This window comes from Tunturibacter psychrotolerans, from assembly GCF_040359615.1.
GTDB lineage: Bacteria > Acidobacteriota > Terriglobia > Terriglobales > Acidobacteriaceae > Edaphobacter > Edaphobacter psychrotolerans.
In genome coordinates, this window is the sequence record NZ_CP132942.1 from 5,110,967 (window position 1) to 5,136,654 (window position 25,688).

Genomic DNA, 25,688 nt, shown 5'->3' on the forward strand with positions numbered 1-25,688 from the left:
CTAGTCACTATATACGCGCAGCCGCGCCGGCGCCTGATCCTTGGCAAGATCGTGCCCACACTGCGTGCAGTACACATCCGTAATCTGCACTCCGCGGTAGCAGCGCCCACACACAGGAGCCAGCTGGAACTGGCACTGCGGACAGAAGTGCACGCTGGAGGTGATCTCGGTACTGCAATGCGGACAAGGCATCAGCATCGGCTGCCGCAAGAGGAAGTACACGACAGCCCCGATTCCGCCCGGCAGCACCACCACGATCAGCATCCATAATCCAGCCGGCATTCGCCGCCGCCGAACGTCGCGGCTCACATACCCCACCAGCAGAACATAGCTGGCAAACGCCGTTCCCCACGAGTACCCCATCAGTAGCCGCATCGGCAGCAACTCATGCTTGTGATGCGGCAACACGCCATGGAACAGATACTGCACCGCCCCGAATACCAGGATGGCCAGCACCACTGACCACGTCGGGATCATGCTCAGCTCATCCTCACCCTCTGCCAGGGGAACCTGCGATCGATCCGATCCCTGACTCCAAAATCTCATCATCCAGCCACCTCGCGCTTACGGGCACGGCGAAACAACACCAAAGCGAGCAAAGCCATCGACACAGGGAAAAACCACAAACAGAGAACAAGAAACTGATTACTCGCATCCGGAACGCCGTTCGATGTTACGTCGTAGGCGTCCAGCGCGCTCCAAACTGCAGTGCAGATAATGACAAACAGCGAGGAACAAACCGCTAATGGGATCCACAAGCTCCGAATTCGACTACGCCGCACGGCAAGCATCTTCGCTCGCTCCCGCACCACGCGATGAGTTCGATTGACCACCGATGCACGAACCCCAAGATTACGAGCTCCTCCCAAAGCTTCCTGATGAGACGTATTGGAATAGTCCTGCGGAAAGAATTCGTTGCGAGCCTCGCTCATAACTCGACCTCCGCCGAGCGACAAGAAGAGCGAAGTCGCTCCATCTCCGGCCTCAACGCTACCAATCCGCGATACAACCTCGACTTTACCGTCGATAGAGGCGCACGAGTTACATTTGCGATCTCTTCCAAGGAGAGTTCTTCATAAAATCGGAGGGCTAGAACCTCTCTGTAGCTAGGTTCCAGCCTCAGCATCGCCTCACTGATCTCAGCGCCGTTTTCACGGGATTGAAACTGTTCCAGAGGAGAAGGTTCGGATATTGCCACCTCAAATGGGCGATCGTCCTCTTTACCCTCACGCATCTCGTCGAGGCTGGCCATCACGCGCTTTCGCGACAGGTCGATCACCAGATTTCGAGCAATGGTAAAGAGCCACGTGTCGAACCGCGCCTTCCCGTTGTACTGTGCTCCTCGCAGGAGGACCCGCATCCACGTCTCCTGAAAGAGATCCTCGGCAACCTCACGCTTGCCTGTGAGGAAAAGTAGATATCGCAGAAGGCGGTGCTGATAAAGCTCAATGAGGGCGTCTAGAAGTTCCGGGTTTTGCTTCTTGAGTCCCTGAGCAATCGCCGCGCTTTCGCTCGAGACTTGGGCAGCGAGCGCCGAGGTTAGCGAGATGGCACCATTTTGCACACTGCTAGAGACGTTCGTTTGCCTTGGCAAGACTCGCTTTTTGTCGACTCGGTCCAAAAAAGATTCCTTCAAGAGACGCCAACCGCCCGGCCTGCCTACTGTATTACTCTTCAGTCATTCTAAGGCCTCGCCTCTTTTCTCGGGCTGGGCGGTAGACTTGAGGGATGGAAGTTCTTTATGGGCTGCACCCGGTCGAGGAGGCTATTCGGGCGGGGGGGCGGCAGCTTGACCACGTTAGTGTGGCCCGGGAGCGGCGGGATGAGCGGTTGGAGAGGCTGATCGAGCTGTGCCGGACGGCCGGGGTTCGGGTGTCTCTGGAGTCGCGGGAGCAGTTGACCCGGTTAGCGAGGACGGACGCGCACCAGGGCGTGTTGGCGGTGGTTCGGGAGCGTAAGTTCCTGGGGATCGAGGATCTGCTGGCTCCGAAGGCGGAGGGACAACACAGGTTCTTCCTGGCGCTCGATGGCGTCGAGGATCCGCATAACCTTGGGGCGCTGCTGCGGACTGCGGATGGAGCTGGCGTCGATGGGGTGATTCTGCCGGAGCGACGTTCGGCGCCGGTGACGGCGACTGTGGCGAAGACCTCTGCGGGAGCGTCGGAGCATGTGAGGATCGCTCGGGTGACGAACCTGGTTCGTGCGCTGGAGCAGATGAAGCAGAAGCATGTCTGGGTGCTTGGGCTGGATGAGCGTGGAATGCCGGATTACACGGAGTACGACTTCAAGAGTGACTGTGTTCTGGTGTTAGGGCGTGAAGGCGCTGGATTGCACGATCTGGTGAAGAAGACTTGCGATCATCTGCTGCGGATTCCGATGGCGGGACAAGTGTCATCGCTGAACGTGTCGGTTGCGGGCGCGGTCGTGATGTATGAGGCGATGCGACAGCGCCGTCAACCTGCAGCTCCGCCGGCTGCACGAAAGCCTTTGAAAGAACGTAAGGGATTGGGATCTTGAAGAGTTTTGATGTTGTTTCGGCTGGAGGTCGCTGGCTGGTTCTGGCGGCTGTCTTCGGAGTGAGTTTGGCGGGAGCGCAGGAGGCTCCTCCTTCTGATTCGCCTCCCCCACCACAGGGTAAGGTGCTGTTCGATCGAAATCTGGATACGCCCGAGGTCGAGAAGAAGGAGAAGCCGCCGGTAAATCAGGTGGCCGTTGAGGTCAGTGATGCGGAGCGCACGTCGCTCACGTTTACTGCGTACGATCTGGATGTTCATGTGACCCCGTCACAGTCGATGCTGGCAGTGCACTCGAGATTCACCGTGAAGAACTCGGGGAAGACTCCACTGACGAGGCTTGTATTTCAGATCTCTTCGGCTTTGAGCTGGGAGAGCTTTGCGATGCAAGGCGAGGGGCGCGTTGTGCCTCTCACTTTCACGCAGCATGCGATCGATACGGATGCCGATCACACGGGCAAGGCGACCGAGGCGGTGGTTTCTCTGCCTAAGCCGCTTGAGCCGGGAACTAGTCTTGCGCTTACGGGCTTCTACTCGGGCGAAGTGGTGCAGTCGGCGGAGCGGCTGGAGCGAATCGGCGCACCACTCGACCAGGCGTCTCATGCGGACTGGGATGTAGTCACCTCGGAGCAGACGGCGTTGCGCGGGTTCGGCAACATTCTGTGGTATCCGACGGCGGCGGCCCCGGTGTTTCTGGGCGATGGCGCGAAGCTGTTCCAGAGTGTGGGGCTCAACAAGCTGCGACAGGCCGATGCGACCATTCGAATGCACCTGACGGTGGAGTATGTCGGCGATGCGCCGGATGGCGCGTTCTTCTGTGGCCGACGTGAGCAGTTGAAGAAGATGAGTGAAAATCAGAACCTGCCGGTGGCTGAGTCTCCTGGAATAGCTACAGCTGATTTCGCCGAGCAGCCGTTGGGATTTCGTACACCCAGTCTTTTCCTTACCGACCGGGCGGGCACTGTGACCGACAACAGCCTGATTTCGGCAGTGACTGACCACTACGATGCAGTGCCGAGTTATGGTGCGGCGTCGACGAAGGTGCAGCCGCTGCTGACGGAGTGGCTGGGAGCCGGGCCGCTGAAGATGCTGAACGTGCTGGACCATGGGGGGCAGCCCTTTGAGGACGATGCTTTGCTGGTGGTGTCGATGCGCGCGGCTGCTCCGGATGAGTTGGCTCCTTCGCTGGTGCATTCGTTGAGCCATGCCTGGTTTGGGTCGTCGCATGTGTGGCTGGATGAGGGTGTGGCGCAGTTTCTGTCGCTGCTGTGGATTGAGCAGAGCCAGGGGCGTGAGGCAGGTATAAAGCATCTGCAGGAGGGGACGAATGCTCTTGCGTTGGTAGAGCCTGCTCCGACAGCAACTTCTGCGCCAACTTCTGTAGTGGTCGCGGGAGCTAACGATCGGCCCGTCGATCCCGGACAAAGCCTGATCCTGGCGAGTGATGACGTCTACTACCGAACGAAGGCTGCGGCAGTCCTCTGGATGTTGCGGTCGCTGGTGGGCGATGACGCTTTGAAGAAGACGCTGCAGGCTTACCGGACCGACAAGCTGGACAGCGATCCGAAGGAGTTTCAGCGAGTGCTGGAACGAACGGCGAAGCGGGATCTGGCCTGGTTTTTTGATGATTGGGTGTATCGGGATCGCGGCCTGCCGGACCTTTCTATCGCCAATGTAACTCCTCGTGCCCTTGAGAAGATCGGGGACAAGGGAAATGGGTATCTGGTGTCGGTTGAGGTGAAGAACGATGGGGATGCCGCGGCGGATGTGCCGGTGACGGTGCAATCCGGCACGTTGACCTCGACGCAGCGGCTGCGGATCCCGGGGCGTTCGAGCGCTTCCACCCGGATTGTGTTTGAAGGGACCCCAAGCCAAGTGATCGTCAATGACGGTAGCGTGCCGGAGACTACGGCTTCGATCCATATCAAGGAGATTGCTACGCATTAGTCGTTCCTCTCTTGGGGGTGCCGCCCCCCCCCCGGTTACCCGCGTGTAAGTCGTTTCGTTTTAACTACTTACGGGAGATCGCTCCTCGCAAATTCGTCATTCGAAAAGGGTTGCGGCTAAATTCGTCCAGTCAAAGGGTTTATGGGCACTTAAATACGAAAACCCCGGTTTATGCCGGGGCTTTTTTGTGCTGTATCCAGTATAGCGTTTGGAGTGTAACTGATACGCCACGTTTATCTTGTTGTGTGGGTTAGGGTTAGGTGTTTTAGGGGCTTGACAGGCATTTGGGGCCGTAGCAACGACCAGCAAAAGACGAAATACGGGGGTTTCTCCACTGCGCTACTCGCTAAAAGCTGCGAGTAGCTTCGGTCGAAATGACGATCTCATTCTCGAAAGGAGAAAAGCGGTAATCAGGGCAAATTCTCGGTGCGAGCGGCGACATCTGGTGCGGGTGGAGCTAGTGGTGAGAGTGGGAGGCTGGGGTGCGGGGTGAGGTGTCGGTCCAAGTTTGGGGTTGGCCCCAGAAGCGGGTGGCGGTGAGGTCGATGCGGTAGGGGCCGGTGGCGCGGTTGGCGGGTAGGGCTTCAGCAAGGCCGTCGCCTAGCTGGGGAAGCGCTGTGGCCAGGGCCATGAGGCGGGCGTTGGAGGCCATTCCGGTGAGGTGGAAGGTGCAGCCGGTTGCGTCGAGGTGGCCTTCGAGGGTCGCGGGATCTTTACCGCCTAAGGCTAGAGATACAGGGAACAGTTGAAAACCGTCGACTGTAGGAGGAGCTGGTTTATGGTGCCTGGTCTGTTGGGGGTTGGGAGGGGTTGCCGTCGGAGAACGCAGAGCTACGTCGCCGATGACTAGAGAGGCCGGGCCGGCGTGTGGGCTGATGAGGCTGGCGTTGGTGAGGAGAAGGTCGCCGTGCCAGGGGAGGGTGCCGGCTGGAGAGGGAGCGTAGGCGATGTTGCCAGTGAGCGCGCCGGCGGCGGTGATGTCGGCGGGGACGCGGGAGCTGGCGACGTGGAGCCAGTCGAGGAGGGTGGCGGCGGGTAGGCCGGGAGTTCCGATTTGGACAGAGGAGGATTTGGGGTTGCGGAGATCGGGGAGGGTGCCGGTGAGGGCGATTATGGGGGCATCGGAAGAGCCGGCGGGGGGCCAGCTGCAGCGAAGATCGTCGAAGGCATGGAAGTCGCTGGTTGCGGTGCCGAGGCACTGGAGGTCGATGTCCATGGGTTGCGCTGGGACGAAGTCGGCGCGGCGGGCGTCGGTGAGGCGAAGGCGACTTTGAACCGTGCTGTTGCTGACGGTTCCTTGCGCGTTGGCGGTGAGATCGAGTTCGCCGCGGAGGCCGGCGTCGCGGCCGAGGAGGAAGCGGCTTGCTCCGCCGAGGGGAGCGTTGCGCCATCTGCCGCGGAGACTGATGGGGACCTGGTCGAGAGAGGCGGCGCGGCCGAGGGTTCCTTCGAGTTCGAAGAGGCCTGTGTCGGAGACGTCGGTGTCGGTGCGGGCGGGGCGGGCGGAGAGGCGGAGATGCCACTGCTGGGGGTCAGGGAGCCACAGGGCAAAGTCTGCGTCGGTCAGCGAGATGGGGGATTTTTCTCGGTCGAGCTTGAGGTTGAGGCGGGCGCCGGTGGCTTCGATATAGGGGAAGCGGGGGCGGGGCCGGAGGTTTTCTGGGCGGTGGGGGCGGCCTCGATGTGGGCGGCGTGGAGGAGGATGCTCTCGAGGTTCCATTTGCCGTTGGAGAGGTGGACGAGGTTGACGCTGGGTTCGGTGAAGCTGATGGTAGAGAACTCGACGCGGCGGCTCCAGAGGGAGCTGAGGCGGAGGGTGGCGCGCACTGAGTTGGCGCGGATGACGGGCTCGTAGCCAAAGGCGGGGTCTTCGTCTACGACGAAGTTTTCGAGCGTGAAGCCGGGGAGCGGGAGAAGGTTGAGGGAGACTTTGTCGAGGTGGACAGGGCGACCGAGGCTGTTGCCGATGCTGGTGGCGATGCGGCGCTGATAGCGGTTGACGCTGATGTAGGGAGGAAGCAGGACGAGCAGCATTACTGCTAGAACGGCGAAGGCCAGGTAGAGGAGGCGACGGAGCGTGTGCTTGCTGAGGGACGGAGCGGTGTCGTGTTCAGCGGCGTCGCCGAGGTCGATGGGACGCTCGTAGGTGGGTTTGGTTTCCTGCATGAATGTTGGTCCGGCGCGGTGGATTGGGTCGCGCCGGAAGAACCTCTTACTTGATGAGATGGAAGGTGCGGCTCCAGCGTGTCTGGTCGAAGATGTGGATGAGGATGTGGCCCATGAAGCTGAGGCGATCGCCGATGCTTTGTTTGTTGATCTGGTCAGCGGGGGTTTGGAAAGACCAGTAGACGAAGAGGGGGCGGCCTACGATGTTCTCGCGCGGGACGAAGCCCCAGTAGCGGCCGTCGAGGCTCTCGGTGCGGTTGTCGCCCATGGCGAAGACCTTGCCGGGGGGGACGATGAGGTCGCCATCCTGAACGTGGCTAGGGAGTTCGTAGCCCCAGCTGGCGGTGACATTGCCGTAGTTGTCGGGCGGGACGGCGGGGAAGTCGTCGCGGTAGGGATCGAAGGCATGCTGGGGATTGTCGTCGTTGGCGGGCATGCCGGCGTAGGGCTCGTTTTGTGCGACGCCGTTGAGATAGACGATGCCGTTGCGGAGGTGGATGCGGTCGCCGGGGATGCCGATGGTGCGCTTGACGAGGAAGAGATCAGGCTCGCCGGGCTTGAAGAAGACGATGATGTCGCCGCGTTGGACGTCGCGATAGAAGGTGAAGGGCGCCCATTTCGCGGGTGGGGCGAGGGAGATGCGGTCGACGAGAACGTGGTCGCCGATGAGGAGCGTCTTGACCATGGAGGCCGAGGGGATCTCGAAGTTCTGGAAGATGAAGGTCATGACGAAGAGGCCGATGGCGAGGACGGTGCAGATGGAGGCGAGGGACTCGAGCGGAGTTTCGGCCTGCTCATGCTGGACGACGTCGGGGGTGGTGGCTTCGGTTGTGATGGTTTCGGGCAAGACTCTTCTCCACAGATACATCTATCAGTGTATCGCTGATGGGGGTGGGGTGGCGGGAGGTTTTGGCGGTGCGGAGTGGTGAGATTTTTTTGGGGCGCGGTGGAATGAGGGATTTTGGTGTTTTTGCGGGGGGTTTTGGGGAAGAGTTGGTGGTTGGATGTGGTTTTTTGATGGTGTAATTGTGGTGAAATGCGTGGTGAATGTGGTGTTTTGGCAGTGGTGTTTTTGGGCTTGAAAAATGCGCCACGGTTTTGGGATTTATTTTTGGGCGGCTGATTGGGTTGGGAGACTTTAGACTTGGTGCCGGGCATGTCAAACTTTCATTGGGCCGGACGACCTTTTGGGAGGGCGACGGCAAAATACAGACTTCGAGGAGGCTAGTCATTCGATGAGTCAATCCATGAACAAGATCACTCCGTTTCTATGGTTCGACACCAACGCGGAAGCTGCGGCGGATTTCTATCTTTCGGTTTTTCCGGGTGGGCGCAAGCTGGATGAGCTTCGCGCCGGCGAGGCTGGCCCGGGGCCGAAGGGCTCGCTGGTCGTGATCAGCATTGAGATTGAAGGACAGCAGGTCACTTTTCTCAATGGCGGCCCGAGTAATAAGCTGAGCGATGCTTTCTCTTTCTCGGTTCGGTGCGAGAACCAGGAGGAGATCGATAAATACTGGGCGAAGTTGACCGAGGGTGGCTCAGAGACGGCGTGTGGCTGGCTCAAGGACAAGTTTGGCGTCAGCTGGCAGATCGTGCCGAAAGATATAACCAGACTGGTCAGTAATCCGGGCGGTATGAAGGCGATGATGACGATGAAGAAGCTCGACATCGCCGCACTTGAGAAGGCTGGGGCTCAGGCGAAGTAGGTTTGCGTCGCGGAGTGTGCCGAATGCGATACAGCGGTTCGCGCTGGCGCGCGAATACCCACATCTCAGACTCGAGATGTAGGGCACCCGGCCTTGTTAATTCACCGTGAGGGTGAAGTTGGTTGAGGCTTTGATTGCAGTGTTCACCGAGTCGGTTCCGGTCAGCGTGAGGGTGTAGGTGCTCGAGCCGGGTGGGGATGTTGTGTTGGCGGCTCCGCCGGAACTTCCACCTCCACTTCCTCCGCAGCCCGAGAGTCCGATGCTAGCCGCTGTAATGAGCGCTATAACGATCCATAGTGAAGGGCCGAGTCTTCGTCTTCTCGTGAAGAAAGAGCCGCAGGCTATCAGGCTTGCACAGACAACGAGGCTTGCGTTGTTGCCCCACGGTGATGAGTTTTCTTTCCTCGAGGAGGCGCGTGAGGTGAGAGTGCGAAAGTTCGAGCGTTCAGCGGGGGCAGTGGAGCTACATATCGAGCCTACTCCGATGGTGAGTGTGGCTGCGTTCGGGTTGCTGGATGATGGGCTGATGAAATAACAGACTTCAGCGGTGCCCGTAGTAGTTGTGGCGGCGAGCGACCAGGCGACCCTGCCACTGTAGCCAGCATTGGGCGTGGCGCTGATTGGGATGCTTCCCTGGCTGCCATTTGCGACCGTGAGATTCGCGGCTGCAACAGTGAAAGTTCCTGTGGCGGTTACGCTTCCGACCAGGATAGGCAACGTTGCACTGGAGGGCGCGTGGGTTGCGTCACCGGGGTAGGTTACGGCCAGCAGGTGGGAGCCGCTGGTTGCCGGCGCTACGAAGCTGAAGTTCGCGGCGGAGCTCGAGTCATCGGGATCTGGGGAGAGCGCCAGAGACTTTTGTGCAACGGTGCCATCCATCGATACGGTGACAGAGCCCGATGGGGTAGGAGCACCAAAATTGGGAACCACGATGCCAACTGTGATCTGCGTTTGATCACTGGCTCCAGGCGCGACCGAAGTGTTACTCGCGTCAAAGGTAATCACTGTCGATGGAAGGCTTGCAGTGCTGCTCGAAGGCCATGCCTTTACGAGCTGGCCGAAGTCGATGCTGCCCAATCCAGTAGCTTCGTCGTAGCCGGGTGTTGCTGCGTAACCCGATTCGCCAGGCGATGCGCAATCGGTGACGCCGGAGACGCAAGCATTCGAACCCGAGATGATGTCGTGGAACGCGGCGGCGTAGGATGTGGGATTTGACGCCAGGCTGTAGAGCACGGGATTGACGTTTCCTTGCCCAGTAGCGTGCTCGATTTGATTCAAGATAGCTACTAGCCCTGCGAAGATCGGGGTCGCAAAACATGTCCCTCCAGCAACGGTGTACTGACTGTCGCCTACGCAGCTGGTTGCCGGATCAGTGAGGCTGGAGTCGTCGGAGCATAGGAGGTATCCGGGACTAGCGATTGAAGACTGGAGAGCAATGTCAGGCAGCAGTCTATAGGCTCCAGATGATATGCCGGGGACACCGCTTTGCCATGTGGGGCGGGTGAAATGAGCACTGGTTCCACCGCCGCCTGCCGCGATGCCAATTGTGGCTGAATCTTCATTCCAAACTGTCTCGGGCACATAGGACAGGAGCGAGCTCACTGTATCGAAGATGCTGGCGCTGGCCCAATACTGACTGGATCCTGCGGCAAAAGTTCCTGCTGCCATCTGAGTTCCACCGACCGCGGTGATGAAAGGACTATCCGCAGGATAGGACACTGCGAGGGCCTGCTGCTGGGTGAGAGGGAGTCCGTCTGATGTGAAGAACGCACAGGCTGTAGAGCCGCTGTCGCCTGATGCTGCAACTAGGGTTTGTCCCTGAGCCGAAGCCTGCTGGAAGAGTGCATTTCCAGCGTCAAGATCAGTCGCGCTCATAAGCGATTCGCAAAGACCATAGCTAATGCTGACCACAGGAGCGATGTTTTGGTCGACGGCAAACGCTAACGCGTCGAAGACATCGTAGTTTTGGTTAGCGCCGACGTATACCAGAAAGATGTTGGCGCTTTGTGCGATGCCGGAGGAGTATTCGAGATCGATCTCTGATTCGCCCTCATCACCGAGCGAGACGGCCTCTACTCCAGAGCCGGGAACCAAGACTGCGTTGATGGGGTTGTACTTTGAAAAACCACTTTGGAATGCGCTGACTTTGGATGAAGTTGAAGTATCCACATAGGACTGACCGACAACAGCCAGCGCCTGACCGGTGCCAGTGAACCCACTCTTGTAGAGAGCGTTGAGGTCGTACATGGTCGCGATATCTTGCGGGCCAAGATAGTGGGTTTGAGTTGAAAGCGTCGTGTAGTCGGGTTGGGGGCGGGTTTGTACTTTGATGGTTGGCTTTGGGCGGAAGTTCGATATGTGGAGTACTGCTGCTGTTACTGCGGCCAGCTCTGATGGAAGTGTGAGGTCGGCAGCGGGGGCGAAGTGCTGTTCGCCGTCTACCTGGTAGTAGTGAAGGTCTGTACCGAAGGCAGATTGTACTTGCGTGGCCGTGCCTGAGAAAGTGATGCGATCGCGGCTGCGGGTGGTGCTTTCGATATGGAAGCCGTGAGACTGCAGCCAGGTTTCTGCGGCAGCGAGGTCCTCGTCGGCCATACCGAAGCGGGTGGCGAAGGTGTCTGGCGTGAGCCACTGGTGATAGAGGGGGGAGGATGGATTTTGCTGCGAGGCTAGCAGTTGCTGAAGATCCGCTTCCTGCGCGGGCGACCGCTTGAAGACCAGAGTGATGCCGGGGATGGACAGCTGCGGGGCGACAGCACCAAGATCCTGCCCGCGTCGCGCCTGTGGAGTGCGAGACCCCGTGAGCGTGGTTCGAGCAGATCCCGCGATGGCCTGGGTGAGTCGCCGGGCGGGTCTTTGGGCAAAGGCAGATAAAGAGCAAAACAGCAGGACCGTCAAAAACAACGGCGGAGCAACTCGGCAAATCCGCTTCATACGGGTGATCAAACTTTCGGGAGCCTGGATGATTGTGGGACTGGAGGAAACCTTAGCACAGAAGGGCGGGAGATTGGGAGTTGTCGTCATCGGGTGGAAGACGGCCGTACCGCATGCAAGTATGGCCGTCTTCGCATTTTTGTTCAGTACTGGAAAGACGGTCTCCGGTTGTGTGTATTGATGATGGAGGGGGTAGCTACGTGGGGTGGATTGTGGGCTTGTGGCGACTTCTGCACGAAGAGGTTCGGTTGTTGTGCGAGGGTGGTGTCGGTGTCCCAAGTTATGAGGTTGGCGAGGGTTGTTTTGGATATGGCCGAAGCTAGATCTTTATTGAATCCTTGATTGAGCCAGAAGAAACGATCGCCGGTTCGCACGGCCTGAAACTGGTCTGCGAGGATGGTTTGAAATGTGGGGCCGACGACTGCGCCTGAAGCGTGCTTCTCGGCCAAGCCTCCCATGAACAGGTCGAGTTTCGATATGTCGCCGTAGACGGTTTGGAAGTTTCTTTGCAGGACCGGGTCGGCGGTGAGGTCGGCGAAGGAACTGTAGGGCGTCAACCCGAGGGCTCGTCGTGTCTGGTTGAGAGTGCCCAGACCTACGTCGCTTTCGCGTCGTATGTCGATGGCGATTAAGTCCATTTCATCTACACCTCCACCGACGAGGCCCGCGAATAGCAGATTTCGCAGAGCGCCTACGGTGTAGACATCGGTCGCCTGAGAGAAATCAATGCCGATGGATCGCAGGAGCGGGTTGATTCCGTTTGCTTCATCGATCTCCGGCGTGTTGAAGAAGGCTTGTGCGAGCGACTCGGTGAAGATGACGTTTCCCTGGTTGTCGAGGCCCTCTTGAGTGTCGGATACCTGTGAGTGGCCCACACGGAAGGCTGCTGTCGAAAACTCCTGGGTGACCTGGGCGTTTACCGTGGAGTTGTAGCCTTTGTATGGTCCGATTGCGGAGCCTACCAGGGTTGGCAGGAACTCTGTGTAGACGATGTTCTGGTATTCGGCGGTGGTGATGGCCTTTGCCATGTTGTAGAGCTGCGTACCTGTCCAGTTGGGATGCTGGGATTTGAGGATGGCGACCCAACGATTATGTTCGCGCATGAAGAGGATCGTGACGGCGGTCAGCTCGGGGTTTTCCATCACCCTGGGATCACCTGTGATGAAGGTGTCGTCGACGACGGGAAGAGCCTGACCGTTGTCTGAGGTCATCAGGGTTCCGTCGGGGTTGGTGAGGCTGGCGGCGATTGCCGGGGTTGAGCCGTAGAGTTGAGAGAGGTCCAGGTAGCCGGCGACCGTGTTGATGATGGTGTTGGTGGCGCGACTGCGCGTGTCTCTCGTCATGGGAATGGTTGTTCCCGCTGCGAAGACGGGGTCGCCGGGTGGTATGACGATGTTGATTGCAGTTGAGGTGAGCGGGGTTTCTTCAAGATCGAGATCGTGGTCTACGAACTGTCCGAAGACGTAGAGCCATGCGGTCGCGACGGGATCGTCGGTCTCGGCGTTTTGGCCGTTAGCACCGGTTCCGCCGGCGATTACGTTGCTGATCGTGCGGGGATTGGGTGCGGGCACGAGGCCGTCGTTTGTTCCTCGTGCAAAGTTCAATGGGGCGATGGCGATCTCCGGCGATCCTGGAACGCTGTTGAGGCGCGGGTTGGCGAGGTTATTGCCAGTGCCGCCGATCGGCCGAAACTCTTTGAGAAGATCTGTGTCGGGTTGTCGGCTAGACGGTTGGCTTTGGGCGGTCGCGCGACACAGGAGAGTTGCGAATATTAATGCTGCAAAGATCATGCGGGCATTCATGACGAACATTTCAGGTTCCGACCTTTCTTGAAGGTGCATTTTGCGCAGCCGGCAAGGTTCGCAATGTTTCCCAGGCGACTGTCAGTGAATGTTGCGCGGCGCTCGGTCGGTCGTTGGCGATTGAGGCCGTGGTTCGCCCAGAGCGTGCCAGCGACAGAACGCCAGACTCTCGTAGCGTGTGAATGACTTCGGCGATCAGCAGAATTCAAAAAATAGGTGCAGGGGTACAAGAACTTCCGGCCGACCCTAACAACCTCTAATTAATTTCGTCAGCAGACAGGTGCAACTATCAATGCTTCAGAAATACCGATCATCCGGGTGGGGGCCCCAAGACTCATCGTCGCTCATCGTCGGGGAGCTCATGAGCAGACGAGGGCGTAACAGTCAGCAACGTGGCGAATCGAACAACCGACGACGGACGAATCTGAGTTCGCCAGATCATGGGCATGCCTCAGACTCGATTTGTATCGGTACTACGCCGATTACTGGATACAGGTGTTGTGTGCAAGCAATTTCACATCCAGATCTATCGAGTGATCTAAATCGAGTGAACGAGGCACTATGCAAATTTTGTGCATGGAGACGCACAGATTTGCAGGGAATTTATTTAACGGCACTAGCGTCGAAATGTCCGAATGGAGGGAACAATCTTCTCATGCGCGTCAGCTTTTGCCTGGCGCCTACGATCTCGGTATGGAGATACCCGTAGAAATCACGGTCTCAAGATTTTAGGGCTGGTTTATGATCACGGGTTCTTCATCTAGCTTGACCACGAAGGCATCCTGGTTGGAGGCGGATTTACCTCCGGTGTAACGCATGCCTGCGGTGTAGATGGTGGCGTATGAGTTGAGGCCCAACGTGAGTTGGGCTTTGTGACTGCCACTCCGTTGATGGAGGCGCCGAGGAATATGGTGTAGAGCGGACCGTTTCCGTTTGCGTCGAGCTTCATGAGCAAGCCAGCGGTTGGGTTTGGTGTGAGGGGTGGAGCGCCGGGGAAGGTTGTGGAGGAGGTGCTGCCTGCGACCCACGTCTCTCCGGATGCGTCTGTGGCAATCGCGTAGCCGTCAGAGCTGCCGTCGGTACCTGAAAATAGTTTGGAGTAAGCGAGTTTGCCTGCGGGCGAAACCTTTGACACGAATACCAAATCAGGATGTGGCGATTCACAGGGCGAGCAGAAGGTCCCAGCGACGTAGGCGTTACCGGCAGAGTCCAGCGACACTGCCGTGCCGACGGTGGTCTCGAGGCTCAGAGAGGTTGAATATACGAGCGAGTCCCCTGCCGGGCTTAGCTTGGTCAGGAACGCGGAAGGCGATCCGCCGAACATGGTGGACTGGTAGCCAGCGTATGGGAAGTCGCTCGATATAGCTTCGCCCGTAACGTAGGCGGAGAGCGAGCTGTCGACCGCAATGCCAGAGATTGAATCGACATTCGATCCACCCAGATAGGTGGAGTAGACGAGCGAGACTCCGTTTGGGGCAAGCTTCGAGACGAACCCGCTGACGGCGGCTCCTCGGTAATATTCGTAGCCGTTTACAACCGGAAAATCTCGTGACGTGGTGTGTCCCGCTACGTAGGCCGATTGAGAGGCGTCGATGGCGATGGCTCCGCCGTTCTCGCCGTCGGAGCCACCGAGGTAGGTTGAGTAGACGAGGCGGTTGCCAGAAGGTGAGAGCTTGGTGACGAAGACTGTACCGTCGCCTGCTTTCTTTTCAAACTGATAAGCCTGAGCGACTGGAAAGTCGCCGGAGTGGGTTTGGCCGGCGACGTAGACGCCGCTGGCGTCGACTGCGATTCCGTAGCCTATGTCGTTGTCTCCGCCGCCGAGGTAGGTGGAGAAGACGATGTTTCCACCTGTGCCTAGTTTGGTTACAAATGCGTCGGAGTCGCCGGACCGGCCGGTCTGGATGACTCCTCCGACGACGTTGAAGTTGCCGGAGTAGGTCTGTCCTGTGACGTAGGAGAATCCGCGGCCATCGACGGCTACGGCATTTGCGGCGTCGGTGTCGGAGCCTCCGAGGAAGGTGACGAATCGGATGGTGGGATCGATCACGAGGGATTTGGCGTGATCATATTTTTCGATGGTGAAGCTTGCGGTGTTTCCTTTGACAACTTGGAATCCGCCTTTGATGGGTACATGCTTTCCATCCACCAGCTGATAGATTTTTGGCTGGGCATGACGAAGAAGCTCGGTTTTGTTGGCGGTTTCGAGCACGAGGTCGCCGTTGGCTTTGTCCACCTCGAGGCTGGTGGCTCCTTCGAACTGAAGTTGAATCTGTCGTGGATCGGATCCTGGAGCGATTACGAAGTCGTATTCGAGTGTGCTCTCGTCTCCGTGAAAGATGAGATCGACGCCTTGATAGACGCTTACCACTTTGACCTGCGCGTACTGCGGGATATCGGTGTGCCAGGCGGCTGGCGTTTTTCCGATGAAGTAGTTGCTGATGCCGCCGGATGGTTCGGCTCCTGCCGGCTTCCAGCCGTTACTACCGGAGAGATGCAGTTTCACGAGGGTGTCTGGCGCGCTCTTTGGGTTTGCCTGCGGTTTGAGCAGATCAGATGGATTGAGAAACTTCGGTTTCGCGGGTGAGGTGGCTTTGCGGTCGGCGAACTCGAGTGTGGCGCCGTCGTTGCCTATTCCGAGACGGAATCCTGCGCCGCGGCCTATCCATTGAAAGTTCGAAGCGGCTTGCCCGAGATTGGGCTCGAAGACGAGAGGAGTCTTCGCCGGGGAGAGCTGGAACTGAACTCCTTTTTGAGTGGGAGTTTCTGTCTTGTTGTTGGGTGAGGTTTGGGTTTGTGCGGTAGAGGCCAGGATCAGGAACGGTGCCGCTACGGCGAACCGGAGAAATGAGATGGGGGCCATGGTCCTTGAATCTCCTCTCGAAAGAATTGGGAATGGCCCAGGTGGCGTTTTTTAGCCGCCACTCACTTCTGTCGCTTGGAATTTTCTGATTCTGGCCCGGGATTTCTTTTATGTGGTGGCCGATGGAGAGGTTATCGGACGCTCAATATCTACCTCGTTCCGCATTCGATAGGTGAACTTCGTGGCAATAGCGTTTCAATATAGCGGATCGTGATTGATTTGGAAATGCGGTGTCTCGTTTAGCGGACGATTTGGCAGGTGTGGCTTCGGTTGTTCTGGGCGCGAATGCCAGCATCCCGAGATACAACATGCACGCGGTTGTCAGGGCTCATCAGGGATGAGAGAGTTGGCGCATGAGAAGAGCTTTTGTTGTGCTGATTACTTTTTTCTGTCTGGGGACAGCTTCGTTGCTTGGGCAGGGTTTAAATCTAACAGTTGGGATCCCGGGTAATGTCCCGGCGGGCACGATAGAGGAGATGGACAATGCGCTTATTGTGGCTACTCCGGAGCAGAAGGTGGATCTGCTGAAACGCTTCGGCGTCGAAGGCGAAATAGCACGGGGCACGACGACTGCGTGGGTCACTCGTGGCATTACGCTTGAGCCTTTACGCGGCGATGCGAACAAAAACTATGGTCTGCTTGCACTGCCGTGCGAAACCGCGCACGACTATGCCTTTTTGTATCTTCTGGAAGATACGGGGAAGAATAACTGGCGGGCTGTGGACCACACGATGCTGGAGTGCTTTGGCGGACAGGTCAGCCATAAAATGATCAACCTGTTGCCGGGGACCGACCTGATCCTGGTGGAACATGCAACGACTGGACACGGGAGCGGTCTTTTGGAGGAGAGTACTCAGATATTCAGGGTGCGCGCGGGAAAGTTACACAGGCTGATGTCCACTCCGGACTACGTCAAGGACTGGACTGACATCTTCATTGAACGCAACAGCTCTTTTGTCGTGTTTCCAGGAGGGAGGCTGGAGGAGACTCGTTTGACGTCGGTGAAGGAAAGACCTACTCGGGTCGAACGAAGGATGTGGACGTTTTCGCCCGACGGAGAGGCTCTTGCTCCGACTCCATTTCATTCAGTAAGAGAATAAAGTTCGACTGGCTAGCGGACGATTTGGAAGGTGCGGCTCCAACGGGCGAAGTCGACTACAGATTCGAGCTTGCTGGGGCGGGGGTGGCTGGGTTTGGCGGCGGCGTCGGGCTGGGTGAGGGTGGCGGGGTCGTCGGACTCATGGGGCAGGAGGGAGAAGTAGATGACGAGGGGTTTGCCGACGATGGCTTCGCGGGGGACGAAGCCCCAGTAGCGGCTGTCTTCGCTGTCGTTGCGGTTGTCGCCGAGGACGAAGTAGTTGCCGGTGGGAATGATGAGCTCGTTGTTTTCGATGAGGGAGCGCATGCGGATCCACCAGCGGGAGTCGATTTCGGGGTCGGGGCTCTGGAGGCGGGGGAAGTTGTCGCGGAAGTTGTCGGGCGGGCTGGGGCGGTAGACGGCGTAGGGCTCGGTGAGGGCGTGGCCGTTGATGTAGACGAGGCCGTTGTGGAGGCGGAGATGATCGCCGGGAAGGCCGATGACGCGTTTGACGAGGTGGAGGGTGGAGTCGACGGGGTCGTGGAAGACGATGATGTCGCCGCGGTGGACGGCTGCTGTGGGAAGGAGGGTGCCTGCGCCGTCGGGGGCTGCGGCTTGCTTGTTGACGAGGAGGAAGTCGCCGACGAGGAGGGTGGACTCCATGGATTCGGAGGGGATGCGGAAGGGTTGGACGCAGAAGGTGATGATGAAGATTGCGATGACGATGAGGTGCAGAAGAGATTGGAGGGCAGTGGCGACGCTGGGCCTGTCGTGATGCGGGTGGCGGCGGTGGTGGTTTGAAGCGTGGGGCGGAGTTGGCAGACGGGTTTGCGGGGCCTCGGATGCGGCGGAGGCGGTTTGGATGGCGGGGTTGCTCGAGACGGCGGTGGGTTGGGTCATTCGACCACCTCCGCGGTTATGTCGAGTGAGGCGGAGTCGGCGACAAGGTTGGCTTCGGCGATAAGGCGCTCGAATGCGAGACGGGCTGCGGCCTGCTGGGCTTGTTTTTTGGTGGAGCCTTCGGATTCGGCGAGGGCGCGGGAGCCGCCGGATTTGTCGTCGACACGGACTTCGACGCGGAAGCGCTTTTGGTGGTCGGGGCCGCTTTGGTCGGTGAGGACGTAGTGGGGCTGGCCGGCGCCTGTAGCCTGGAGATGCTCCTGGAGGGCGGACTTGTGGTCGCCGATGGCTCCGCTGAAGGTTTTGCTGCCGTCGAGGGCGAGGTGGAGGTCGGGGAGAGCGGGCTCGATGATGTGCTTTTCGATGAAGGCCCGGGCGGCATCGAGGCCACCGTCGAGATAGAGGGCGGCGATGACGGCTTCGATAGCGTTGGCTAGGAGCGCGGGTTTTTTGCGGCCGCCGGACTGTTCTTCGCCGCGGCCGAGGCGTAGGAGAGAGCCGAGGTCGATGCGGGCGGCCACCTCGCCGAGATGACGGCGGCTGACGAGGGAGGCGCGGAGGCGGGTGAGTTCGCCCTCGCGAGAGGCTGGGAAGCGGCGGAAGAGGGATTCGGCTACGGCGAGGCCTAGGACAGCGTCGCCGACGAATTCGAGCTGCTCGTTGTCGGCGGCTGGGTCGGGGAGGGTCTCGGGGTTGGTTTCGTAGGCGAGGGAACGGTGGGTAAGGGCCCAGGTGAGGAGGTCGGGACGCTGGAAGATGTGGTCGAACAGAGCCGGGGGGGCGTCGTTCGATTGGGATCGTCCGGGCTTTTTATGGCGCGTCGTCATGGAACTCCCCTGCTTTACTTTACCGGACGGAGACGGTTGCGCACTGGTGGTTCGCGGCTGGTTTGCGCGGGATGAATCCAGTTAGTGGGGGGGTGGAGGGCGGTAGGCGTCCTTTTCGGCCTTGCCGCTGGGGTCGAGGGGGGCGTCGTCATCATCTTCGTCCTTGGCCTGCTGAGCGACTTTTGGTGCGACGAAAGGCTCTTTGATTCCCTTCTCCGCGGCGGCCTTGGTGTCGGGCTGGGCGTCGCGGACGGTGAGAGCGGCCTGATACTCGGATACGGCTTTCCTGCGATCGTCTTTGACGTCGTAGAGGCGGCCTAGATAAATGTGCGCCCAGGCGAGGGTGCGGGGATCCTTGGAGGAGTCGAGGACTTCCTGGAAGTCTGCGAAGGCGGCTCCGGGCTGGCGCTGCATGAGATTGACGCGAGCGAGAACGTAGTGGGCCTGGGCGTGGTCGCCGTTGGGGTCGGCTAAAACCTTGGTGGCGATGTCGGAGGCGCCGGTGAGATCGCCCTTGTAGATCTTTTCTTCGGCTAGTTGGAGGCCAGTGAGTTGCTGCGGAGCGCGGCGCAGAACGTCGCGGCTGCCTGAGGGCAGGAAGGCGATCTGCCTGGCGTGATGGCTCTCGCGTTCTACGTCCATGCCGTAGACCATCTCGCCCATGTACTCTTTGAGGCTGACGGAATCCTTCTCCATCTGGCCGACCTGGTTGTAAAAGTACTCGGTAAGAACCCAACCCTGGCGCATGGCGAGATCGACGGCTTTGCGACGAACGGTTTCGGCGTCGTGCTCGTAGGTGCTTAGCTCGGCGTTGTACTGTTCGATTTCGGCGCGCTGTTTGACGGCGGTGGGCTTAGCTGGTTTGACGAGGCCGACATCCATCGTTCGGTCTTCGATCGCCTTGATGAGGCACTCGGTTATGAGAGGCACGATTTCGGTCTTATAGGTGTAGTCGAGTGGGGCGTCCTGTACGGCCTTGAGCAGAGGCTGGAGGCGTTCCATCGCAGTGGCGCGGGAGTAGACCAGCGGCTCAACTTCGTAGTGGAGATAGATGTGGCGGATGTCGTCCATGTGGACGGCGCCGAGGGGCTGGCCTGCGGGTGAGGTGACTACGATGTAGTCGTTTGAGTAGATGCGGGCGTTGGTGGTGGAGGGTGCGAGCATCGGCTCAAGGAGGACGAGGAAGCGGCGGCCGTCGTAGCTGCTGACGGGGAGATGCAGATAGATATTGGAGGCGAGGATTGTCTTCGTAAGGGGATCGTGAACGCGCTTGAGGAGATCTTCGTACTCAGAGCGATGCTCGATCCAGAGGGCGTTGAGATGGACATCTTCAGCGAAGGTTCTGAGGAGCGGAAGGATGTTAACGACTTGGGTGGAGTCGGGGGGAAGCTCGGTCTCGCCCACTGTGGGGGTGAGTTCGGGGGGTGGTGAGAGGTAGAGAGCAAGCGAGATATATTGGGCGAGATTCAGGCTGGCGTCGTCGAGGGTGTGTTCGCGAACGTAGCCGCAGAGGGCGTCTCTGCTAGTGCGTGCCTCGGCGGAGTCGGCTACCTCGGCGTTGATCTCATCGCGGATTTTGAGGCGAACAGGGGCGGAGTTGGCTAGATCGGTGTCGTAACCGCAGACGTTCAATGCAACGGCAAGATAGAAGAGAGGTTCGCTGGTCTCGAGCGTGATGGCAGAGCCACCGGCTTCGGGCTGAGCGATTCGAGGCGCAACCTTCGTTGGCGGTTCTTTCGGGGCCGTTGCGTCGGGAGCGTTGTCCGGGTTGCTGCTGCTCGATGAGCTTGACTGTGCGTTGAGGCCGCAATAAGGCAAGAGGAAAGAAGATGCCAGACACAGCGAGAGGAGCAGCGGATGCCGACGGAAGAACGATTTTGTGGGAAAGGACACGATATGAATTCGACGCTCCTGTGAAGTTTATGGGAGCGAAGGGAGGGGTGGCAAACTGCTGAACTCTCAGGTAGGGGGTCAGTTTGAATCCAGCATCGAGAACAGCACATGTCCGACTAGCCCGTTTTACGGATAAGTGAATAACTTACGGCTCGCCTGTCATCCTCCCGAAGATCCGAAACCAGCCAGTCCGAGTTTCTGACCGTTATCGCTATTTACGTCAGGAGCGCATTATCGAGGCCCGCGATACCGCAATGCTGGCGACATAGCAGGCCAAGGAAATGCTGATGCTTCTGAGAGGCGCACTGAAAAAATAAAGCTTGCAGAGCACAACAAAGCCACCAAGCATTGCCAGCCCGACGACGAGCAGGAACAGCGAATGGAAGAGGAGTTCGCCATGAGCCGATGCGAGAAAACCGAAGACCAAGCCGAACAAAATAAGTCCCATGCTGTGGCTGGCATTGAAGCCAATCCAACACCGCCACATCGTTGTTTCATTCGTAATGACGGGGGCGACCTGGCTCATGCTGATTTGCAGTGCCGGGTCACGAGGCGTGAGCAATGGGCCCCGGAAGGTGTAGACGAGGTGGAAGACTCCGAGCGTAAGGCAAATGCCCGCACTAAGAACCATGAGAATCTTTGCGACCAAGATGCTCTCCTCTCATTTGTCGGCCTAACGCCTAGAATTCAAACCGATTTATCCCCAATATTTAGGACCGCTCGCTGTCGCGGACTTCCATGCTGCGGATGAGGCCATCCTGTACCAGGTAGACGTGTTGCACCATCTGATCGACGAGGACTTTGCCGGTGAGATCGCGAACGACCTGATGGACGTGAACGGTGGTACGGTCATCGGGTTCGGGGGTGAAGCCGGTCGGTTCGACGTGAGGGTCGAAGATGGCCCACTGGCGCGTCCAGTAGTCGCGAACCTCTGCGTGACCGCGGGCGCGACAGTTTTCCATGAGGTTTGGCCAATCTACATCGCGATGCATGAGGTTCAGGACGGCGTCGATGTCGCGTGCGTTGAAGTGCTTGTAGGCGGAGGCGAGAAGTTCGCGGTCAGTCTGCATGGACCTCTACTTTTGGATCGGCGAGTGCCGTCTATCAGCCGCGGACGGAGATGCCTGAAAAGGTCAGCACGACGCGACCTCTAACCGGTGCGCCGAAGACGCTGGCAGGCTGGAAGACACTGGTCAGGAGCTGATCAACTACCTGGCTCTGAACCGCCGGGCTTTCGGGGCCGGAGACGATGCGATAGTCGTAGACCTTCCCCGCTGAGTTCACGCTGGCCTCCACGACGATGACGCCGTCATGGTCGGTGAGGATGGCATGCGGATTGACCGAGGAGTAGAGATAGTGGGGCGAGGTCATCGCACCGAGCGGCTCGTCGTTTGCCATGACGGGTTCTGGTGCAGCGAAGAGTCCGAGGAGAACAGCGATGCCGCCGACCAGAGCGACAGTGCCGGCGAAACCTGCAGAAACCTGCAGCAGTAAAGGACGGAACGCGTTCTCCCACTTGAGACTGACCGTGTCGATCCAACTCGATTTGCGCTTGGAATGCTCATGCGAGATAGCGAGCCTGAGCCTCAACCCGAGATCGGCGGGAGCCTTCGCTTGTCCCACGCTTGAGAGCACGCGCTGGGTGGCGCGCAAGGAGGCGAAGTCCTGTCTGCAGTCGGCACAGTCTTCCAGATGCTTCGCGATCTTTTGCATCTGCTTCCCGCTGACATCGCCGTCGAGATACGCGGAGAAAGAAGACTGGCACTTCTGACAACTTAGGGAGGTCATCGTGTCACCATCTGCTGCTTCGATTCCTGAGAGGCCGGAAAAGACTCAGAACTTGCTGCGGGCACGATGCCATCCGCATTCAGGATTGTGCGAAGGGCGGAACGGCCGCGGGTGAGTCGCGATTTCACTGTGCCAAGGTTGACGTTGAGAATCTCGGCGATCTCTTCGTAGGCGAAGCCTTCGATCTCTCGCAGGATAACGACCGTGCGGAAGGCCTCTGGAATTTGCCGGAGGGCGGCTTCAACGCGCTCGCGAACTTCGGCTTGGGCGGCGTGGTCGAAGGGAGAGTCGGAGCGATCGGCAAGGGTTGCGGCGAGGCTCAGGTGATTGTTCTCGGCGTCGGGGTCGGCTTCGAAAGAGGAGTCGATGGTGATCTCCTGTTTCTTGTGGCGCGACCACCAGCGTCTCTGATTCGAGGCCTCGTGGAGAGCGATGCGGTAGAGCCAGGTGCGCAGGCTGGACCCGCCGTGGAAGCCGCGGATGCTGCGGAAGACCTTGATGAAGACTTCCTGCGTGATGTCGGCTGCGTCGGCGGGGTCGTTGAGGCTGCGGGCGATGAGGGAGTAGAGAGGCTGATGATATTGCGCGATGAGGACGGCGAACGCCTCCTCGGATCCGGCTTTGAGGTCGGCGACCAGAGCTACGTCTTCGGTGGTGATGCCTATTGCGCTTGCTAGATTACCCACTATCGTGCCCGCCTGCATATCGGGTGTCCTTTACCTTACGACTTGGCGAATCGCTATGCAACTATGGAGCGCGCGACGCTCACGAAGGTGTTAGAAACTGCGCCGCCGGCGGCCGAGTGCTCGCTCACTCTATTAGACTTAGACACCGGAGCAGGGTAGATAAGTTCCCACTGACGTTGACTAATATCGAGCTGTCGGCCAGAATAGAAAGAGTCCTTCCTAAGAGTGGGCCTGTGGCGCAGCTGGGAGCGCGCTTCCATGGCATGGAAGAGGTCATCGGTTCGATCCCGATCAGGTCCACCAACTATTCCAACAACTTAGACGATTTGGCATTTTTTCAAAAAGTTCCAATAAGAGCTTGCTCTCATTTGACCCTCACTTTGAACAGACCCGCCACCCTAGACTGCGCCTCGCGCTTGGCCGGAGTGACCGCCTATGCATAGACCTCAAGGGTCATCTTCACCGTTGCTTGCCGCAGTAGCTCCTGCACCACTTTGACATCCTCGCCATTGGCCTTGAGCAAGGTGGTAAAGGTGCGCCGGAACGTATGCCAGCCGATGTGCTTCGCGATCTTTACCCTTTCCGCAGCCGGACGAATACTCCGCTTTAGCAGAGAGTCCGGACTGTAGGGCTGCTTCCCCTTCTTCCGCGTACTGGCGAAGACCCAGTCCTTCGACTGGTTGTAAGGAGCGGCGAGCTTCCAGGTCAGCAGTTCCTCCGCGACCCACGGATCGAGCGGAACCGGCTTCCGCGAGATCTCCGCCTTACACCGCCCTACCCTTTGCCGGTAGACCGAACGCGTAACGGATAGCTCCAGATCTTCGAAGTTCACATCCAGCCATTTGAGTCCGATCAACTCGCTGCGGCGCAGCCCGGTGACAGTATCGAGCAGAACCATGGCCCGGTCCGATGCGAAAGCTGGTCGAACAAGGCCACCAGCCACCAACTCATGCACTTCAAGAATGTCCGGAGTCCTCATCCGCTTCCCACTCTGCCGCACCATCGTGATCGGATTCGTGCCCTGAGGCAGGAACTCGCGACGGATGGCGTGATTGAACAAGACGCTCATGATGGAACGGATTTTCGCCTTACTTCCCCTGGCTAGCTTCAGCTGACGCAGCCACTTCTCTACAACAACGGCTCGCACCTCATGCAGCTTCTTCTCTCCCCATTTCGAACTCTGTCATTTCCATGGCCTGCTTTTCGGGCGGCAAATGCTGGACAAACCGATATGGCGCCAACCAACGCAATCTGCCGCACTCGCCACCAGATGCTCATCCGTACTCATCGCATGTCATTAGTGACTTGGCGATTTATCACTCACCGAGACTCAGACCCACTGAAACCTCCGAGTTGCCGAGATAAGTGTCATCTGTCAAGCGGAGGCACGGGTGTCCCGGGCGAGTAGGGATAGCGCGCAAGCCTATAAGTTCAGAATGCACAGCACGCAAGGTATGCCTCTCGGCATTGGTTCCTGCGCTCGGCAGAGCCAGACATCCATTTGCTTCCTCGGGCTCTGAAGAGCCGTGACAGAAGGCGGACGGACCCTCGGCCTGGAATACCTCAAGCGAACCGTTCAGCACATAAAATATCTCTGGATCTGCGTGGCTGTGGAGCGGAATCACGACTCCTGAGGGGACCGTTCCGCGCATCACGCTGATCTGGTCGTTGATTTGCTCGGGCGTGGAGAGAAACTGAAGCAAGACCCCCAGAACAATGAATGTCTGCTCCTCGGCTCCTCTGCTGTACCCGTCTTTGTTTCAGATGTAATGTTCATTAAGAAATCTCCCTATCGGGTTCAAGTGACTGCAAGTCAATGACAACGCAAAAGTGAATGAGCGAAGGGGTTACTGGCCGAACGAGGACCCCATCGGCAAACAGGTTCTGATCCCCTCGCAACGTGTTCCGGCTACCATAATCGGCGTCGTGGCTGATATGAAATATTCCTCCCTGCGTGTGGTGCCCGGCCCAGGCATGTTCGAACCGTACACGCAGGAGGTTTGGCCATCGATGGCGCTGATGCACGTCGTTCTCCGCACGAAAGCCGACCCTGTCAGCGCGATCGGAGCGGCACGTCATATCATTCAAGATCTCGATGCCGGGATACCGCTGGCTGAGGTTTCCACGCTCACTGCCATTACGCAACGCTCCATGGCGACCAATATGTTCTCGATGCTGGTCGTCGGCTTCTTCGGAGCGCTCGCGCTGGTCCTCGCCGCTGTCGGTATCTACGGAATCATCGCGTATTCCGCGAGCCAGCGAACACGGGAGATTGCGATCCGCATCGCGCTAGGAGCCCAGCGAGGTGATGTGTTCGGCATGGTGCTCGGCCAAGGACTCCGCCTCGCTGCTCTGGGCATTTTGTTCGGCGTTCTCAATGCTCTGCTGGTTGGCCGGGTGCTGGCTGAATCGCTCTATGGTGTGAGCGCGTCCGATCCGCTAACACTCGGATGCGTTGCTCTGTTGATCATTGTAGTGGCCCTGGCAGCCAGCTTCCTGCCGGCTCGCCGCGCAGCCGCAACCGCTCCGATGGAGGCTCTGCGGGGCGATTGAGCCGCCAGATCAATTCATGTTGGACTCGACGG

General features: G+C 58.7%; 21 protein-coding genes and 1 tRNA gene. 6 read left to right on the forward strand and 16 right to left on the reverse strand.

What is annotated here, in order from left to right; all coding sequences use genetic code 11:
* Genes RBB77_RS21530 through RBB77_RS21540 form a run of 3 tightly spaced genes read right to left on the reverse strand, consistent with a single transcriptional unit; the run spans position 1 to position 1,564 of the window.
* On the reverse strand, positions 1-549 hold the full coding sequence (locus tag RBB77_RS21530) for a zinc ribbon domain-containing protein (RefSeq protein ID WP_353063756.1): 549 nt from the start codon (positions 547-549) through the stop codon (positions 1-3).
* Complete coding sequence (locus tag RBB77_RS21535; RefSeq protein WP_353063757.1) at positions 546-932, reverse strand: hypothetical protein; 387 nt, start codon at positions 930-932, stop codon at positions 546-548. The genes RBB77_RS21530 and RBB77_RS21535 overlap by 4 nt, the downstream gene beginning before the upstream one ends.
* Positions 929-1,564 carry an RNA polymerase sigma factor gene (locus RBB77_RS21540; RefSeq protein WP_353067687.1) on the reverse strand — a complete coding sequence of 212 codons (636 nt, stop codon included), beginning with the start codon at positions 1,562-1,564 and terminating at the stop codon, positions 929-931. The genes RBB77_RS21535 and RBB77_RS21540 overlap by 4 nt, the downstream gene beginning before the upstream one ends.
* Positions 1,565-1,728: 164 nt before the next feature.
* Between RBB77_RS21540 and rlmB the strand changes: the two genes are divergently transcribed.
* Positions 1,729-2,517, forward strand: a complete 789-nt coding sequence (gene rlmB / locus RBB77_RS21545; protein ID WP_353063758.1) for a 23S rRNA (guanosine(2251)-2'-O)-methyltransferase RlmB — start codon at positions 1,729-1,731, stop codon at positions 2,515-2,517.
* Complete coding sequence (locus RBB77_RS21550) at positions 2,514-4,460, forward strand: M1 family aminopeptidase (protein ID WP_353063759.1); 1,947 nt, start codon at positions 2,514-2,516, stop codon at positions 4,458-4,460. The genes rlmB and RBB77_RS21550 overlap by 4 nt, the downstream gene beginning before the upstream one ends.
* Before the next feature lie 1,563 nt (positions 4,461-6,023).
* Here RBB77_RS21550 and RBB77_RS21555 read toward each other — a convergent pair.
* Both RBB77_RS21555 and lepB (RBB77_RS21560) read right to left on the reverse strand, forming a co-directional pair.
* On the reverse strand, positions 6,024-6,626 hold the full coding sequence (locus tag RBB77_RS21555) for an AsmA family protein (protein WP_353063760.1): 603 nt from the start codon (positions 6,624-6,626) through the stop codon (positions 6,024-6,026).
* Positions 6,627-6,672: 46 nt separating this feature from the next.
* Positions 6,673-7,473 (reverse strand): signal peptidase I, encoded by an 801-nt coding sequence (gene lepB / locus RBB77_RS21560; protein ID WP_353063761.1) that lies wholly within the window; start codon positions 7,471-7,473, stop codon positions 6,673-6,675.
* Positions 7,474-7,873: 400 nt separating this feature from the next.
* Here lepB (RBB77_RS21560) and RBB77_RS21565 point away from each other — a divergent pair, with 400 nt between their 5' ends.
* Complete coding sequence (locus RBB77_RS21565; RefSeq protein ID WP_353063762.1) at positions 7,874-8,332, forward strand: VOC family protein; 459 nt, start codon at positions 7,874-7,876, stop codon at positions 8,330-8,332.
* 96 nt (positions 8,333-8,428) lie between these two features.
* On the opposite strand, the gene RBB77_RS21570 is transcribed toward RBB77_RS21565, so the two are convergent.
* From RBB77_RS21570 to RBB77_RS21580, 3 genes are all read right to left on the reverse strand, one after another.
* Positions 8,429-11,266, reverse strand: a complete 2,838-nt coding sequence (locus tag RBB77_RS21570) for a protease pro-enzyme activation domain-containing protein (protein WP_353063763.1) — start codon at positions 11,264-11,266, stop codon at positions 8,429-8,431.
* Between the two features lie 143 nt (positions 11,267-11,409).
* The gene (locus tag RBB77_RS21575) at positions 11,410-13,077 is read right to left on the reverse strand and encodes a peroxidase family protein (RefSeq protein WP_353063764.1); all 1,668 of its coding nucleotides are present in this window, start codon (positions 13,075-13,077) and stop codon (positions 11,410-11,412) included.
* A 751-nt stretch (positions 13,078-13,828) separates the two neighbouring features.
* Positions 13,829-15,931, reverse strand: a complete 2,103-nt coding sequence (locus RBB77_RS21580; protein ID WP_353063765.1) for an SBBP repeat-containing protein — start codon at positions 15,929-15,931, stop codon at positions 13,829-13,831.
* Positions 15,932-16,284: 353 nt separating this feature from the next.
* Here RBB77_RS21580 and RBB77_RS21585 point away from each other — a divergent pair, with 353 nt between their 5' ends.
* Positions 16,285-17,031, forward strand: coding sequence for a hypothetical protein (locus tag RBB77_RS21585; RefSeq protein ID WP_353063766.1), 747 nt, complete (start codon positions 16,285-16,287; stop codon positions 17,029-17,031).
* 11 nt (positions 17,032-17,042) lie between these two features.
* Here RBB77_RS21585 and lepB (RBB77_RS21590) read toward each other — a convergent pair whose 3' ends face one another.
* The 7 genes from lepB (RBB77_RS21590) to RBB77_RS21620 form a co-directional block, all read right to left on the reverse strand.
* Positions 17,043-17,909, reverse strand: a complete 867-nt coding sequence (lepB, locus tag RBB77_RS21590; protein WP_353063767.1) for a signal peptidase I — start codon at positions 17,907-17,909, stop codon at positions 17,043-17,045.
* Positions 17,906-18,736 carry a ribonuclease III gene (gene rnc / locus RBB77_RS21595; protein WP_353063768.1) on the reverse strand — a complete coding sequence of 277 codons (831 nt, stop codon included), beginning with the start codon at positions 18,734-18,736 and terminating at the stop codon, positions 17,906-17,908. The genes lepB (RBB77_RS21590) and rnc overlap by 4 nt, the downstream gene beginning before the upstream one ends.
* Positions 18,737-18,817: 81 nt before the next feature.
* Positions 18,818-20,629 carry a tetratricopeptide repeat protein gene (locus RBB77_RS21600; RefSeq protein ID WP_353063769.1) on the reverse strand — a complete coding sequence of 604 codons (1,812 nt, stop codon included), beginning with the start codon at positions 20,627-20,629 and terminating at the stop codon, positions 18,818-18,820.
* 220 nt (positions 20,630-20,849) lie between these two features.
* Positions 20,850-21,278: an LIC_13387 family protein gene (locus RBB77_RS21605; RefSeq protein WP_353063770.1), complete on the reverse strand. Its 429-nt coding sequence runs from the start codon at positions 21,276-21,278 to the stop codon at positions 20,850-20,852.
* Between the two features lie 61 nt (positions 21,279-21,339).
* Entirely contained in the window at positions 21,340-21,699 is a 360-nt protein-coding gene (locus RBB77_RS21610; RefSeq protein ID WP_353063771.1) for a nuclear transport factor 2 family protein, read from the reverse strand.
* A gap of 34 nt (positions 21,700-21,733) precedes the next feature.
* On the reverse strand, positions 21,734-22,417 hold the full coding sequence (locus RBB77_RS21615) for a zf-HC2 domain-containing protein (protein WP_353063772.1): 684 nt from the start codon (positions 22,415-22,417) through the stop codon (positions 21,734-21,736).
* Positions 22,414-23,121 (reverse strand): RNA polymerase sigma factor, encoded by a 708-nt coding sequence (locus RBB77_RS21620; RefSeq protein WP_353063773.1) that lies wholly within the window; start codon positions 23,119-23,121, stop codon positions 22,414-22,416. Before RBB77_RS21620 ends, RBB77_RS21615 begins: the two co-directional genes overlap by 4 nt.
* A 209-nt stretch (positions 23,122-23,330) precedes the next feature.
* Here RBB77_RS21620 and RBB77_RS21625 point away from each other — a divergent pair.
* Positions 23,331-23,406 (forward strand) — tRNA-Ala (locus RBB77_RS21625).
* A gap of 130 nt (positions 23,407-23,536) precedes the next feature.
* Here RBB77_RS21625 and RBB77_RS21630 read toward each other — a convergent pair.
* Positions 23,537-24,172, reverse strand: a complete 636-nt coding sequence (locus RBB77_RS21630; RefSeq protein ID WP_353063774.1) for a tyrosine-type recombinase/integrase — start codon at positions 24,170-24,172, stop codon at positions 23,537-23,539.
* Positions 24,173-25,038: 866 nt separating this feature from the next.
* Between RBB77_RS21630 and RBB77_RS21635 the strand changes: the two genes are divergently transcribed.
* Positions 25,039-25,656, forward strand: a complete 618-nt coding sequence (locus RBB77_RS21635; protein ID WP_353063775.1) for an FtsX-like permease family protein — start codon at positions 25,039-25,041, stop codon at positions 25,654-25,656.
* The last annotated feature ends 32 nt before the right edge of the window (positions 25,657-25,688 follow it).